Origin of the sequence: Myroides sp. C15-4, assembly GCF_050522745.1 — a bacterium.
Taxonomy (GTDB): domain Bacteria; phylum Bacteroidota; class Bacteroidia; order Flavobacteriales; family Flavobacteriaceae; genus Flavobacterium.
This window is the reverse complement of the sequence record NZ_JBMVQX010000010.1, coordinates 84,131-98,155: the sequence shown is the minus strand read 5'-3', so window position 1 is coordinate 98,155 and position 14,025 is coordinate 84,131. Positions and strand designations below refer to the sequence as shown.

The 14,025-nt window shown below is 37.1% G+C and carries 9 protein-coding genes and 5 tRNA genes; 10 read left to right on the top strand and 4 right to left on the bottom strand.

Annotation, left to right across the window (positions count from 1 at the left end; all coding sequences use genetic code 11):
• The first annotated feature begins 2 nt into the window (after positions 1-2).
• The 5 genes from ACPDHL_RS06980 (at position 3) to ACPDHL_RS06960 (ending at position 598) form a co-directional block, all read left to right on the top strand.
• Positions 3-75, top strand: a tRNA-Lys gene (locus tag ACPDHL_RS06980).
• A gap of 43 nt (positions 76-118) precedes the next feature.
• Positions 119-191 (top strand) — tRNA-Lys (locus ACPDHL_RS06975).
• A gap of 42 nt (positions 192-233) precedes the next feature.
• A tRNA-Lys gene (locus ACPDHL_RS06970) sits at positions 234-306 on the top strand.
• 43 nt (positions 307-349) lie between these two features.
• A tRNA-Lys gene (locus ACPDHL_RS06965) sits at positions 350-422 on the top strand.
• A 94-nt stretch (positions 423-516) separates the two neighbouring features.
• Positions 517-598, top strand: a tRNA-Leu gene (locus tag ACPDHL_RS06960).
• Positions 599-762: 164 nt separating this feature from the next.
• Here ACPDHL_RS06960 and ACPDHL_RS06955 read toward each other — a convergent pair.
• The 4 genes from ACPDHL_RS06955 to gldJ form a co-directional block, all read right to left on the bottom strand.
• Positions 763-1,470, bottom strand: coding sequence for a LuxR C-terminal-related transcriptional regulator (locus ACPDHL_RS06955; RefSeq protein ID WP_430532063.1), 708 nt, complete (start codon positions 1,468-1,470; stop codon positions 763-765).
• 287 nt (positions 1,471-1,757) lie between these two features.
• Positions 1,758-2,210 (bottom strand): NUDIX domain-containing protein, encoded by a 453-nt coding sequence (locus ACPDHL_RS06950; protein ID WP_430532062.1) that lies wholly within the window; start codon positions 2,208-2,210, stop codon positions 1,758-1,760.
• 895 nt (positions 2,211-3,105) lie between these two features.
• Positions 3,106-4,410 (bottom strand): UDP-N-acetylmuramoyl-tripeptide--D-alanyl-D-alanine ligase, encoded by a 1,305-nt coding sequence (locus tag ACPDHL_RS06945; protein ID WP_430532061.1) that lies wholly within the window; start codon positions 4,408-4,410, stop codon positions 3,106-3,108.
• Between the two features lie 66 nt (positions 4,411-4,476).
• On the bottom strand, positions 4,477-6,000 hold the full coding sequence (gene gldJ, locus ACPDHL_RS06940) for a gliding motility lipoprotein GldJ (protein WP_430532060.1): 1,524 nt from the start codon (positions 5,998-6,000) through the stop codon (positions 4,477-4,479).
• Positions 6,001-6,205: 205 nt separating this feature from the next.
• Here gldJ and porU point away from each other — a divergent pair, with 205 nt between their 5' ends.
• The 5 genes from porU (at position 6,206) to ACPDHL_RS06915 (ending at position 13,993) form a co-directional block, all read left to right on the top strand.
• Positions 6,206-10,057: a type IX secretion system sortase PorU gene (gene porU / locus ACPDHL_RS06935; protein ID WP_430532059.1), complete on the top strand. Its 3,852-nt coding sequence runs from the start codon at positions 6,206-6,208 to the stop codon at positions 10,055-10,057.
• A 40-nt stretch (positions 10,058-10,097) separates the two neighbouring features.
• The gene (porV, locus tag ACPDHL_RS06930) at positions 10,098-11,243 is read left to right on the top strand and encodes a type IX secretion system outer membrane channel protein PorV (RefSeq protein ID WP_430532058.1); all 1,146 of its coding nucleotides are present in this window, start codon (positions 10,098-10,100) and stop codon (positions 11,241-11,243) included.
• Between the two features lie 84 nt (positions 11,244-11,327).
• Positions 11,328-11,810: a cytidine deaminase gene (locus ACPDHL_RS06925; protein ID WP_430532057.1), complete on the top strand. Its 483-nt coding sequence runs from the start codon at positions 11,328-11,330 to the stop codon at positions 11,808-11,810.
• A gap of 220 nt (positions 11,811-12,030) precedes the next feature.
• On the top strand, positions 12,031-13,422 hold the full coding sequence (locus tag ACPDHL_RS06920; RefSeq protein WP_430532056.1) for a hemolysin family protein: 1,392 nt from the start codon (positions 12,031-12,033) through the stop codon (positions 13,420-13,422).
• Positions 13,423-13,576: 154 nt separating this feature from the next.
• A complete protein-coding gene (locus ACPDHL_RS06915; protein WP_430532055.1) occupies positions 13,577-13,993 on the top strand; it encodes a GNAT family N-acetyltransferase in 417 nt (138 codons plus the stop codon).
• The last annotated feature ends 32 nt before the right edge of the window (positions 13,994-14,025 follow it).

Below are 14,025 nucleotides of genomic sequence, written 5' to 3'. Positions count from 1 at the left end.
ATGACTCGATAGCTCAGTTGGTAGAGCACAACACTTTTAATGTTGGGGTCCTGGGTTCGAGCCCCAGTCGGGTCACTTAAAGTTTTATAAAATACATCGCAGTTCTATGAATTGCAATGACTCGATAGCTCAGTTGGTAGAGCACAACACTTTTAATGTTGGGGTCCTGGGTTCGAGCCCCAGTCGGGTCACTATTTTATAAAATAAAGAGACATACAAATTATAATTGATTAGACTCGATAGCTCAGTTGGTAGAGCACAACACTTTTAATGTTGGGGTCCTGGGTTCGAGCCCCAGTCGGGTCACTTCTTTTATAAACAAAATGCACATACAAGTTACATTAGTAACGACTCGATAGCTCAGTTGGTAGAGCACAACACTTTTAATGTTGGGGTCCTGGGTTCGAGCCCCAGTCGGGTCACAAAAGCTATTCCTAATCGAATGGCTTTTTTTAATTCTTTAGCGATTTCTTGATGAAAGAAAATAGAAAAAGAATTATATTTACCCATTCACAAGGCCGGGTGGAGGAATTGGTAGACTCGCCATCTTGAGGGGGTGGTGTCGCAAGACGTATGGGTTCGAGTCCCATTCCGGTCACAGAGTTAAAGTTTAAAGCGATTTAGAACGGTTTTTCTAAATCGCTTTTTTATTTTTATGTGTTTGGTTTTTAATTGTTTGGATTGGCTAGTGTCAGTAAAACTACATTGGACTACGATAAGGAAAAAACCTAGGATTGCTATTGATTTTAGGAATAATCAATATTATTTAAAAACATTTAGTTTTGTGATTAATTCAATAAAGCTGTGTGTTTGGGTTTTGTTCAGTATGTTTTTTCGGTGTGTTTGGATGGTATTCGTGCTTAAGTTAAGGGTATTAGATATTTCTTTGCTAGTTAATCCATCTTTTATGAGTTGAATAATTTCGTGCTCTCTCTTTGTCAAATTGAACTTATTGTCTAAATCAAGGTAAACCCCTTGTTCTTTATCGTAGATTTTAAAATGCGTTTCATCATAAGAATCATTATCGTTATTTAGCATTGTATGTCGTACGATAGATTTCGACCAATATCCCTCTTTATTTACTTCTAAAGCTTGGTATTCTTGTAAGAGAGTAAAGTAAGTGCCATCCGCTTTACGCATTCGATAACAATACTCAAACTTATATCGAAACACCTTGTGATCTCTTAAATCATTAGTAAAGTCTTGTACTCGTAATTCTTTTTCAAAGAAGCCTTCTAAATCTTCAGGATGCATATTTTGAAGATAAAGTTCTGTCGTCATTTCCTGTGTGGAATATCCTGTTACTGTAGTAAAATCAGTATTGATAAACTGCAATTTATTGTTTAGTGTATCGAAAATAAATGTATAAGATTTTTGGGGGAGATGCATTCCTGTTTTTGCATTTTGGGTAACCTTTCCTTTCTCTTGTTGCAATATATCTACCCATTGTTTATGAGGGTTTTTATTCATTGTTGAACCTTATTTAAAAATAGCAGGCACAAGTTAAAATTAATTTTAAAGAAAAACGTGTGTGAGTTAACATTTAATAAAAAGGTGAAAATGGCTTCATCCTAATAAAGATAAATGAGGTGATTTTAGGATCGCATTTCAAGAGCTATTTCTTCTATTGCTAGTTTTGGGTATACATAAAGTATACCTTTTATGTTAGGTGTTTATTATCAGATTATTGTTTTTTTGTAGATTCCTTTCTAGTCATAAAAAAGCAACAAAACTATAATTTTGTTGCTTTTTTTGTTTTATATTTTTTCAAAATACTTCATGAAAAGTGTAACGATTGGATGATGCACTTCCATAATATCCTCTTTAGAAAAAGTAGCTAAAGGAAACCATTTTAGCGCTTTGATATCGTCTTTGGCTTGGATATCCGCTATGGTTTTGGCAAGGTTTAAGACGTACAGATGGGTAATGATTTTGTCTTTGTGATTGCGGTAGCGCGGATCGTCTATTTTAGTGGACCCTGCGTAGGTGATTTCTTCTTCGGTGGCTACGATGTTCGTTTCTTCGTATAACTCTCTTACAGCGGCTGATTCGTAGCTAGAATCGTCTGCATCGACAAAACCGCCCACGAAACGCCATTTGGACTCGTGTTCTTTTTTGCCTAAGAGTAGCTCGTGTGTTTGATCGGGGTTGATTCGGATAATGGCAATATCCACTGTGGGAATTGCATTGGGATAAACTTTTTCTTGCATTTTTTTGTTTTTATAGAAGCGAAGGTAAAACAAAAAAGAGGGTGTCCCAAAAGGTCACTCTCTTTTGTTTTATATAAAACAGGACATTTTCTTAGATTAGGCGCAAGAGTTATTCGTCCAACTTCAATTTGGATCAGTTCTCATCTTCTAAGGGTAAACCTAGTCAAGTAGTTGAAGGATATTCGAAAGATGAGTCAGAAACAGATGACTGAAGTGCAGAAGCCATTTTTACCTCCATTTTAGGGGACCATGAGGATAGCTATACAGGGACAAATACATGGAATACTGTGTTTTAGTAGGTTTGTTACTCGGAGGAATGGCTGTAAAAAAAAGTTGTATTCTACAAAAGGATTGTAAGGGGGATTGTAAAGGGTTTGTAAGGGGTTTGTAAGGGGAAACATTGGTAAAAGGGCCTAAAACCCTTGTTGGTATTAACTTACCCTAAACAAACCCTTTACAAGTACTCCATTAAACCATATCAAAGTGCTGAAATTCAATTGATTGACATTGTTTAATTTGAAAAAGAAAGGAAAAAACACCTTATTTGGCCCATAAGGGGAAGAGAACGGAGGGGATTGTCCTTGTTTTTCTGCTTTTTTAGTTTTGTCTCCAGTGGAATAGTAAAACTAGCTACGAGGTCTGACGCTTAAAGAAGTAAGAAGCATGTAACGTACAAAGCTAGGGGAAAAATGAAAGAGGGGCTAAAGGAATTTTAGCCAAACGATCTTCAGGTAATAGTGTAGGCGATTTTAAACGTTCAGATTGCAACAGTATAGCTGTCTTTCTTCTTGTTTGGATGCACCTTGAAGGTAATTATTTTTAAGGGCAAACAAGGAAAAACCCCGCCTTTTTTAGACGGGGTTTTATTTTTAGGCTTTTTAGACAGCCTCTTTGATTATTTTAAAAAAGAAACGATTTTTTCCAAAGCCATTCCTCTTGAACCTTTAATTAAAACGGTTTTATTTGCTAATAATTCTTCCATAGCAGGGTATTGTGCAAAGAAATCATCAAGAGTTTCATAGAACTCAATGGATTCAGAGGAGACTGATGCTTGTGCTTTGAAAAATTCCTTACCAATGAAAAATGCTTTGGTGTGTGTTGTTTCCACTACTTGTTGAACGATGTTGTTGTGTTCTTTTTCACTTGTCCTTCCCAGTTCAAACATATCGCCTAAAATGTAGATTTTAGGTGTAGAAGTGGTCAATTGAGCAAAGTTAGCAATCGAAAGTTCCATGCTGGATGGATTGGCGTTATACGCATCCATAAGGATCGAAAAAGGTACTTGTTTAATCCATTGGGAGCGATTGTTGGTTGGAATATAGTTTTGAATGGCCTGATTTGCCTCAGTAAAACTCACGCCAAAATAGTGTCCAATGGCTACAGCTGCTGCCATATTTGTTGCGTTATATGTTCCTGTTAAGTGGGATACAATAGCTTGATCCCCAACATGAATGCTAGCAACTTCTGTATTGGGAAGATAGCTTATTTCTAGGTTAGGTTCCGTATCTTTAGATCCAAAAGTAAACCTAGAAAACGTAATGGTTTTGGCATCCTGGCGAGGGTCATCGGCATTGACAAACGCCATTTTATGGTTGTCTTCTAAATAATCGTACAGTTCACTTTTGCCTTTAATTACGCCTTCAAAACCGCCAAACCCTTCTAAGTGCGCTTTGCCAAAGTTGGTGATATAGCCGTAATCAGGTTGTGCGATTGTACATAAAAGGGCAATTTCGTTGAGGTGGTTTGCGCCCATTTCAACGATTCCAATATCCGTTTCGTCGTCAAATTGCAATAGCGTTAATGGAACGCCAATATGGTTGTTGTAGTTCCCTTGGGTTGCTTTTACGTTGTATTTCTGACTTAAAACAGATTTGATCAACTCTTTTGTCGTTGTTTTTCCATTACTTCCCGTTAGTGCAATAATAGGAAGTCCTATTTGTTGTCTGTGGTAATTGGCTAATTGTTGGAGTGCAACGAGCGTATTTTGAACAAGAAACATCTTATCGCGATCCGTTACGAGTTTGGGATTGTCCATAATTACATAACGCGCGCCTTTGTTTAGTGCCTCTTGTGCGAATTCATTGGCGTCAAAGTTATCGCCTTTTAAAGCGAAAAAAAGACTGTTAGGCGTAATATTTCTCGTGTCAATTGATATGCCGTCTGCTTCTGTGAAGCAGCTGTATAGTTCTTGTATATTCATAGGTCAAAAGTAAAAAAAAAGTCCTAATAAAAATTAGGACTTTTAAAAGAAATATAGCGTTATATATTAGTTTTTCGTTTTGCGAATTACTTGTTTTTGCCCCACTTTTGTCATGGCTAAACGGAATCCGATGTAGTCAGTAGCTTGGTCTTCTGGATAGAATCTTCTTGTAGCAGGGTCTAACCAGTACGCTCTGTCTTTCCAAGAACCACCTTTAATTACACGACTCTTATCGTTGTAAATATTAGCGATTTTTTCTTGTTTTTTCTTCGCTGTAGCTGTTTCTAACTCTTCATTCTCACTATTAACTGCATTCGTTTCAGCATCATATGATACTTGAGCGACTTGTCCAGGTAAGTTTCGAACTCTTAAACGTCCATTTGGTAAAGTGTCAAATTGTACTGTTTGATCTGTTACGATTTGTGGTTTTCCATCAGGACCAATTTGGTTTTTGTAATAAATGTTTCCTTTGAAAAAGTTGAAATCGGTGTCAATTTGGTCAATTTGTGGATCGTAAACGTCAGCTACCCATTCAGCAACGTTTCCAGCCATGTCATATAGACCGAAATCGTTTGGAGCATATGATTTTACTGCATTTGTAATATCAGCATTATCTGTAGCCCAACCAGCAATTCCTCCATAATCACCACGACCTTGTTTAAAGTTAGCATATTGAGACTTTAACGTATTGTTACGTCCTTTGCTTCCTTTCTTTTTCGTAGGATTTTCCCATGGATATGTTTTTCTTCCTTGGTAGTTGTTGTATTCTCTTGTTCCAGCCATTCCGATTGCTGCATATTCCCATTCAGCCTCAGTAGGTAGACGGTATTCTGCGGTGAAAAGACCGTAATTCATTGTAGCGTAGATGTTTTTCTGACCATCTTTCGCTTTATTTTTTACTCCACGGTATACGATGTCACTATTTCCACCATATACTGCTTCAGGATTTGCTAAATAGGTTTCAGTACTAAAGTGTGCATCAGCGTATGCTTCCACAATTTTAGCATCTTTTTTCAGGTACCCAGCTCTTTCTAACGTTAATTCATTAACTCGATCTGTTCTCCATTTTGCATAGTCATTGGCTTGTAACCAAGTTACACCAACTACAGGGTAGTTTGCGTAAGCAGGATGTCTTAGGTAGCTGGAAATTAGTGTTTCATTAAATCCAGAACCGCTTCTCCAAACTGTTGTGTCTGGCAATGCGCTTTTGTAGATTTCTGCATACACTTGATTTGTAGGAGGGAAAACACTTTTTAACCAGTATAAGTATTCGTTATACGCGATGTTTGTTGTTTCAGCTTCATCTAAATAAAAAGATTGTACATACTGTTGTTTTGGATTGTTGTTCCAATCAGCCATGATGTCATCTTGTACTCTTCCCATTGTAAAAGCACCCCCTTCAATGGATACCATACCCTTAGGATTCTGCTGTTCAAAATTAGTGTTGTACTGAAAGCCTCCTTTTTTATCATTTATTTTCCAACCAGTAGCAGAAGAAACTCCATTATTTGTGTTACTGCAACTCGTTAAACCAACTGTAGCTAGTAGGCCAGCAAGCAGTTGTAAAGTCATAAGTCTATTAATCTTCATGTTAAAAACGGGTAAATAATTTGACGCAATATAAGAATTAACGATTAATTAGCAATATCCTTGCTATGAATATTTTAAAAAAAACTTAATTTTTATGTTTCAAAATAATAATGATCACTTAAATAACGCTTTTTTTAGAAGCGTATTGTGTATGGAAAAAATAATTATTTTTGCCTAGGAACAATTCTTCCTCATGCAAATATATATGAAAATAATTATTAATACACTACTGATTCTTACTTGCTTTACACTTTTTTCTCAAACTAAACGATTGGAGTTGAAGTGGGATAATAAATTAGTTGAACGCGCGTTGTCTACTTCCGATTTTGATGTGGCCAAAATAGATAAAAATTTAACATTTGAAAATGTTAATAATAAGTTAATTTACTCGGTTATGGAAACAAATAATTCGGCAAATTTTAAAAATAATGCACGAATTGTTCAAGTTTCATACGAAGATTTAGATGGTAATTTGCTCTCCAATGAGAAGAAAAACTTGTATCAGGAGGAATTAAATATCCAAGTAAAAACAATTTATATCAATAATAAACCCCAAAGTTTAGTCTATTTTTCTCCTATTGTATATGAAAATGGTCGATTAAAACGCGTAAAAAGTTTGTCCTATCAGCTCGAAAATCGGTCAAATTCTCCTGCAGTTGTACAAGGTAGAAACGTAGTAAGAGGTCATAATGGAGCAACTCAATCCGTATTGCGACAAGGAAATTGGTTCAAATTTGGGGTAACTAAAACAGGTATTTACAAATTGGATCGCAATTTTTTGAGCCAATTAGGAGTTCCACAAGGGGTTGATCCGCGTAGCATTCAGATTTATGGACATGGAGGACGTATGTTGCCCATCGTCAATCAAGCAGATTATCCAGTCGAGTTGCAAGAAAATAGTATTTATGTGCATGGGGAAGCTAAGGGTACTCTAGCTGCGGATGATTATATTTTATTTTATGCTACTGGCGTAGATCAATGGAATGAAGAAAGCTTAACCTATCAAAATTTATATACGGATGAAGCAATTTACCTGCTGACTTATGGACAACAGCAAGGGTTGCGTATAGCAGATTTTGTTGAGCCTAGTGCAAGAGAGGTTGAAACTATTACAGAATTTGATGGTCGTGTATTTCATGAACAAGATTTGGTTAATATAGGAAAGCTTGGACGTAAGTGGTTTGGAGAAGAGTTTGGTTTGGTCAATGAACGCAGTTTTTCCTTAGAACTCTTGCATTTGAAAACCAATGTACCTGTTACGTTTGGGGTGAATACCGCTTCAAGCTCCTATGGAAATACTTCTTTTTCTTTTGATATTAACCGCAGATACGCAGGGGGAGTTTCTTTTTTTCCTATACGCAGTGCGACAACCAAGGCTTATGAGAGCTTTTTGGAAAAGGAAGAGTATTTGAGTTCGCCTTTTGCAGAGGTAACGGTAACCTATCAAAATGGAGGCGTTCCCAATTCAATGGGGTATTTAGATTACCTTGAGTTTTTATACACAGGTTCACTAGTTGGAGGTAATAAACAGTATCGTTTTTCCAATGCCAAAACAAGAACTGTGGATGGTGTAGTGCGTTGGAGCTTGACTCAAACTGACGCAGTAAATAGAATTTGGGAGGTAACAGATCCAGGTGCTATTCGCGTCGTTTCGGTAAATAATCAACCTCAATTTAGCTTTAAAACGCAAGGGGGAACGACACAATACTTTCAAGTTGAAATACCATCTGATTATTACCTTCCGAAAATGGTCAATGCTAGTCGCGTGCGCAATCAGGACCTCAAAGGAATTGTACATGCTCAAGCAGCGATAGATTATCTCCTTATTACAAATGAAGCTTTGGTACCAGCAGCGCAACAATTGGCGCAGTTTCACCGTCAATACAGCAAGTTAAATCCCTTGGTTGTACCAGTAGAACAGATTTACAATGAGTTTTCGTCAGGGCAACAAGACGGAACAGCTATTCGAAATTTTGTTCGTTATGTTTCGGATGTGATGCAACAAAAAGGCAGTGAGCTAAAATACCTTAATATAGTAGGAACGGGATCGTATGACTACAAGCAACGCGTGGAGCAAAATACAAACATTGTTCCCTTGCACTATGGGATGAATAAAAACAAAAAAGCTCAAAATAGCAATGCAAATTTTTCGATGTATACCACTTTTATGTCGGATGATTTTTATGGGTTGTTGGATGAAGGTGAAGGCGATATGTACAATTTAGCTTTTGGAATTGACGTGACTGTAGGAAGAATGTTGGTCAGCAATTTAGATGAGGCCAATCAAGCAGTACAAAAAATAAGGGCTTATTATGGAGAAGAGGCAAAAGGGCGCTGGAAAAATAATTTAATTGCAATGGCGGATGATGTGGATAAAGAAACGGATTATGTCTTGCAAGTTGAAACGGATACAATTGTCAAACGCATTGTCGCCAACCATCCTTTTTTTAATGCAAAGAAAATCTACTTGGATGCTTATGTACAAGAAACAGCTGCAGGAGGGAATCGCTATCCGCAAGCGCGTATGGATTTCCTAGAGGCTATTGAAAAAGGAGCGCTATTTGTCAATTATTTAGGACATGGAGGAGAAGATGGACTTTCACAAGAGCGCGTATTTACTATTGAAGATGCACGCAAATTAACCAATGAAAACAAATATCCAGTATTTTCAATTATTACCTGTGAGTTTAGTCGCTTTGATGATCCTAATTATATGAGTGGAGGAGAGGTACTTTATAAGAATAATAAAGGAGGAGCGATCGCCTTGGTGGGGACAACGCGAGAGATTGGTATCGATATTGGACGATTGTTAAACCGCACGTTTACGGATTTATTTTTTGAGAATTCAACTACTTATTCTGTAGCGGATGCCCTGAGACACACCAAGAATCAATACACGAATAGAGATAAAAATGTAGTGTCTTTTATTGGAGATCCTGCATTAAAACTCGCTCTTCCTCAATTAAAGGTCGTACTGTCTAAGGTAAATGAGGAAGAGGTACAACAAACAGAGCAGCAACCAGTCAAAGCCTTGGATTATGTACAGATGAAAGGCGAGGTACAAGATGAACAAGACAACGTAGTCGATTCGTTTACGGGAAGTTTAGCTGTTGAGGTATTTGATAAGTATCTGGATAAAAAGACCTTGGGGAATGACAATGTAGCAACAAGTGAAGGAACGCTTTTAATGGATTTTCAAACACTAGGAGAAGTGGTGTTTCGAGGGAATGCCAGTGTCAAAAATGGCGCTTTTTCCTTTGATTTTATTATGCCTAAAGATATTCGCTTGAATGAAGGCAAAGGCAAAGTGAGCTTTTATTCGGCAAATAATGAGATAGAATACACGGGAAGTAATGATGAATTGGTGATCGGCGGATTGAATGAAAATGCACCAAAAGACACTACTCCACCTTTAGCAAAGCTTTATATGGACAATGAATCTTTCGTTTCAGGTGGATTAACGGACAATAATCCAATATTTCTTGCGTTTGTTGAAGATGAGAGTGGTATAAATACCGCTAGTGGGATTGGACATGATATCGTTATTGTTGTCGATGACAAAGAAGAACAGGCTGTGGTACTCAATGATTATTACGAGACAGAAGTCGACAATTTCAGAAAGGGAAAAGTAACCTATCAGTTAAAAGATCTAGAACCAGGAATACATACGATTCAATTTAAGGTATGGGATGTTTACAATAATTTATCTACCAATGAAATACAGTTTTTGGTTAAACAGGATGAAGCCTTAAAAATTGAACATGTCCTCAATTATCCCAATCCATTTGTTAGCTATACAGAGTTCTGGTTTACCCATAACCGACCATTAGAACCTTTGGATGTACAGGTTCAAATCATGACAATTGCGGGGAGAATTGTAAAAACAATTAACCAACAGGTTGTGACAGAAGGAAATTTAAGCCGCGAGATTCAATGGGATGGACGCGATGACTTTGGCGATCGAATCGGAAAAGGGGTTTATATCTACCGCATGACCGTACGTTCTACGCAGACAGGAAAAAAAGTCGAGAAAATAGAAAAATTAGTTATACTTTAGAAAACAATTATATTTGTACAATATTAACACACATTACTGGATGAAAAATATAACAGCATTCGTTTTATCAGTACTAGGTGGATCTGCCTTGTATGCACAAACAGAAATGCATCCGATTACAACAGGAGTTCCCTTTCTAACCATTACAGCGGATGCTAGAGCAGCAGGTATGGCCGATATGGGAGTTGCTACTTCATCAGATGTTTTTTCACAACAACACAATGCTTCAAAATACGCTTTTGCTAAGAAGGATCAAGGGATAGCGCTGAGTTATACCCCTTATATGGCAAAATTGGCAAGTGATATGTCATTAGGTCAATTGAACTACTACAACAAATACAATGAAAGAAGTGCTTTTGCGGTAGGATTTCGCTATTTTGGAATGGGAGAAGTGACGTTTACAGATGGAAATCCTGGTAATAACTATACACGAAAACCCAATGAGTTTGCTATTGACGCTTCTTATGCCTTGAAATTAAGTGAGAATTTTTCAGGAGCCGTAACGGGGCGTTTTATCAATTCGAGTTTAAAATATCCAGAAACAGGCGATGGAGATGCATCAAGCGCAAGTACTTTTGCGGTGGATATCTCGGGATTCTATCAATCAGATCGCATGTCTTTTGCTGATTTTGATGGTCGTTGGAGATTTGGATTTAACTTGCAAAACTTAGGTCCTAAAATTAGCTATAGTGACAGGCCTACTGGAGATTTCTTACCAGCCAATTTAAAACTTGGTGCAGGATTTGATTTTATATTAGATGATTACAATACGCTAACATTAACAACTGAATTTAATAAGCTGTTAGTGCCAACACCTCCTAGTGATTATAGAACGAATACAGAAGCAAGAGATAAGTACAATGATACTGGTTGGTTCAAAGGCATATTCAAATCTTTTGGTGATGCACCAGGAGGTTTTAGTGAGGAAATGAAGGAAATTGCATGGTCATTTGGAGCAGAATATTGGTATGATAATGTATTCGCTTTTCGTGCAGGATATTTCAACGAGAATAAAGATAAAGGAGCTAGACAGTATGCAACTTTAGGGGCTGGATTTAAATATAGCGCTATTACAGTTGATCTATCTTACCTATTCTCTACGTCGAAAGTAACGAACCCACTTGAAAATACGCTGCGTTTTTCATTGAGTATCGACTTAGGAAGAAAGACCTATCACAAAGGATAAATAGAAAAGTATTATATTTGTAACTAAATCCAAACCGTTAAACTAAAAACGAGTTTGGATTTTTTATCTCTAATTGTTTGAGTTATGAAGAAAATAGAAGTTACAACAACCTTTATTGAGTATGAATCTCTAGCAGCTTTGGAACAACAAGACCAAGTGCTAATGCAACAAGCGGTTGAAATTAGAAAAAATGCCTATGCTCCTTATTCACAATTTCGAGTAGGTGCTGCATTGCTTTTAGAAGATGGAACAGTTGTGTTAGGCTCAAATCAAGAAAATGCCGCTTTTCCCTCAGGTTTATGTGCAGAGCGTACTGCGATTTTTCAAGCAGGAGCTCTACATCCAGGTAAGAGAATCTTAAAAATAGCCATTTCGGCAACTTCAGACCTAAAAGTAACCGATCATCCGATCCCTCCTTGTGGGGCATGCAGACAGAGTATTTTAGAGTATGAAGTGAAACAAGCACAGCCCATAGAGTTGTTTTTTATGGGAGCTGAAGGAATTGTATGCTATTCGCCTTCCCTAATTAATATGCTACCTTTTCATTTTGATGCAAAATCAATGTGATACTAATAGATTTAGAAGTACAAGTACTCCTGGACCGAATGCGAAAGGAGACTTGTTTACTCCCTTGATACCTAGTTAATTGCTCGTTGCAAAAAAAACGAGTGCTAACCTTGATATTATATCAAAATAATTATTAATTTTGATAGGAATTGGCGATGAAACTAAAACTTCGCCTTATAGGTCCTTAAAAAGTTTAACCAGGACCTTTTGAATTTGTAAAATGGACACATACCCCCAGATCACGACAATATTAGCTAACGTTAGTATTGTACCAGAAGAAATTTCAGTCGGTAAGTTATTGCTTACCTTATTCTTAGTATTCCTAAATGGATTTTTCGTTGCAGCAGAATTTGCCATCGTTAAAGTAAGAACTTCACAGATTGAAGTACACCAAGAATTAAATTCTAAAGTAGCAGGAGTTGCAAAAAATATCGTGGCAAACCTAGATGCTTATTTAGCAGCAACTCAATTAGGTATTACTTTAGCTTCACTAGGATTAGGATGGGTTGGAGAAAGTTCATTGACTCCTGTTATCATGAAGGTATTTGAGTTATTCGGTATGACCGGACCAGAATGGTATTCAGTAGCTAAAAGTGTATCTTTCCCTATCGCATTTGCGATCATTACTATTTTACACATTGTGTTTGGAGAATTGGCCCCTAAATCGATTGCCATTCATTTCCCAACAAAAACAACGTTCTCCATTGCCTTGCCTTTGCGCGTATTTTACTTTGTGTTTAGACCGATTATTTGGTTGATGAACGGGTTGGCAAATGGAATCTTGCGCATGTTTGGTATTACCCCTGTACATGGTGCAGATATCCACACAGAAGAAGAATTAAAAATGATTATCACCGAAAGTCAAGCCGGTGGTGCGATTGAAGAAACAGAACGCCTGTTAATTCAAAATGTTTTCGAGTTTGACGATAGACGCGTAAACAATATTCAAATGCTGCGTAAAAATGTTTCAGCGATTGAAATTAATACAAGCGTAAAAGATGCTATTGATTACGCCATTACAGAAGGATATTCTCGTTTTCCTGTTTACGATGACTCTTTAGATGATATCAAAGGTGTAATTTATACAAAAGACTTGATGAAAGCGATTATTAAAGAAAAAGAGGATGTTTCTCTAGCTTCTTTAATGCGTGAACCAATTTATATTTCTGAAAATGCCTTGATTAAGAATGTATTAAAACAGTTTCAGGCAAAACACCTTCAAATGGCCATTGCAACCAATGAAGTTGGGGAGTTTACAGGTATTGTTACCATGGAAGATATCCTTGAAGAATTAGTAGGCGAAATTCAAGATGAATATGACAACGAAGAACCGATTGTTGTAGCTGTTGAAGAAGGCGTATACATGGTCGATGCTCACTCTAATATTTCAGATATCAATCGCTGGTTGCCTTTCCGATTTGAAGAGAGTGAACATTATGATACATTAGCAGGCTTAATCAGCGAAGTTTGTCCTGATCAAGAGCTTAAAGAAGGCGATATCGTCGATTTAGAACACTATACGGGTGAAGTGATGAATATGTATCGAAACTCAGTTGAAAAAGTGAAATTGACCTTAAAAGAAGAACATTTAGAAGATATAGCACAGAGCTAACAAAAGGAACCATCTGGTTCCTTTTTGGTTTACGGTTATCAGTTTACGGTTAACAAGCCGCGCAAAGAGCAAATAACAAGCCGCGCAAAGAGCAAACCGCGCAAAGAGCAAATAACAAACTGCACAAAGAGCAAATAACAAACCGCACAAAAAAATGAATTACCAAGTAATATACCAAACCCCTGACGTAGAAACCTATTGTACCTTACGTGTACAGTCGGGATTATCTCCCAAAACACAAGAAGCAGCAGTCCTTGGATTGCGAAATTCCCTTTGTTGTGTTGTTGTGTTAGATGTAGGGAATAACAATGAAATTATAGGCATGGGACGTCTAGTAGGCGATGGTGCTTGTCACTGTCAAGTTGTGGATATTTGCGTCTTACCAGCTCATCAAAAAAAGGGATTAGGCAAGTTAATTATGAGTAAGTTAGATGCGTATATTCAAGCGAATATTCCTGATTCTTGTTATGTTAATTTAATTGCCGATGGTGAAGCGTATCGGTTGTATGAACAATACGGTTTTAAAGAAGTATGGCCAACTTCTAGAGGAATGGGCTATACTAAAAAATAGGGACCCAAAGTGGGTACCAACAAAAAACGCAA

Bases quoted from the DNA above. Each gene is read 5' to 3' on its own strand.
- ACPDHL_RS06955 (WP_430532063.1), bottom strand. From the start codon at position 1,470: ATGAATAAAAACCCTCATAAACAATGGGTAGATATATTGCAACAAGAG.
- ACPDHL_RS06950 (WP_430532062.1), bottom strand. From the start codon at position 2,210: ATGCAAGAAAAAGTTTATCCCAATGCAATTCCCACAGTGGATATTGCC.
- ACPDHL_RS06945 (WP_430532061.1), bottom strand. From the start codon at position 4,410: ATGAATATACAAGAACTATACAGCTGCTTCACAGAAGCAGACGGCATA.
- gldJ (WP_430532060.1), bottom strand. From the start codon at position 6,000: ATGAAGATTAATAGACTTATGACTTTACAACTGCTTGCTGGCCTACTA.
- porU (WP_430532059.1), top strand. From the start codon at position 6,206: ATGAAAATAATTATTAATACACTACTGATTCTTACTTGCTTTACACTT.
- porV (WP_430532058.1), top strand. From the start codon at position 10,098: ATGAAAAATATAACAGCATTCGTTTTATCAGTACTAGGTGGATCTGCC.
- ACPDHL_RS06925 (WP_430532057.1), top strand. From the start codon at position 11,328: ATGAAGAAAATAGAAGTTACAACAACCTTTATTGAGTATGAATCTCTA.
- ACPDHL_RS06920 (WP_430532056.1), top strand. From the start codon at position 12,031: ATGGACACATACCCCCAGATCACGACAATATTAGCTAACGTTAGTATT.
- ACPDHL_RS06915 (WP_430532055.1), top strand. From the start codon at position 13,577: ATGAATTACCAAGTAATATACCAAACCCCTGACGTAGAAACCTATTGT.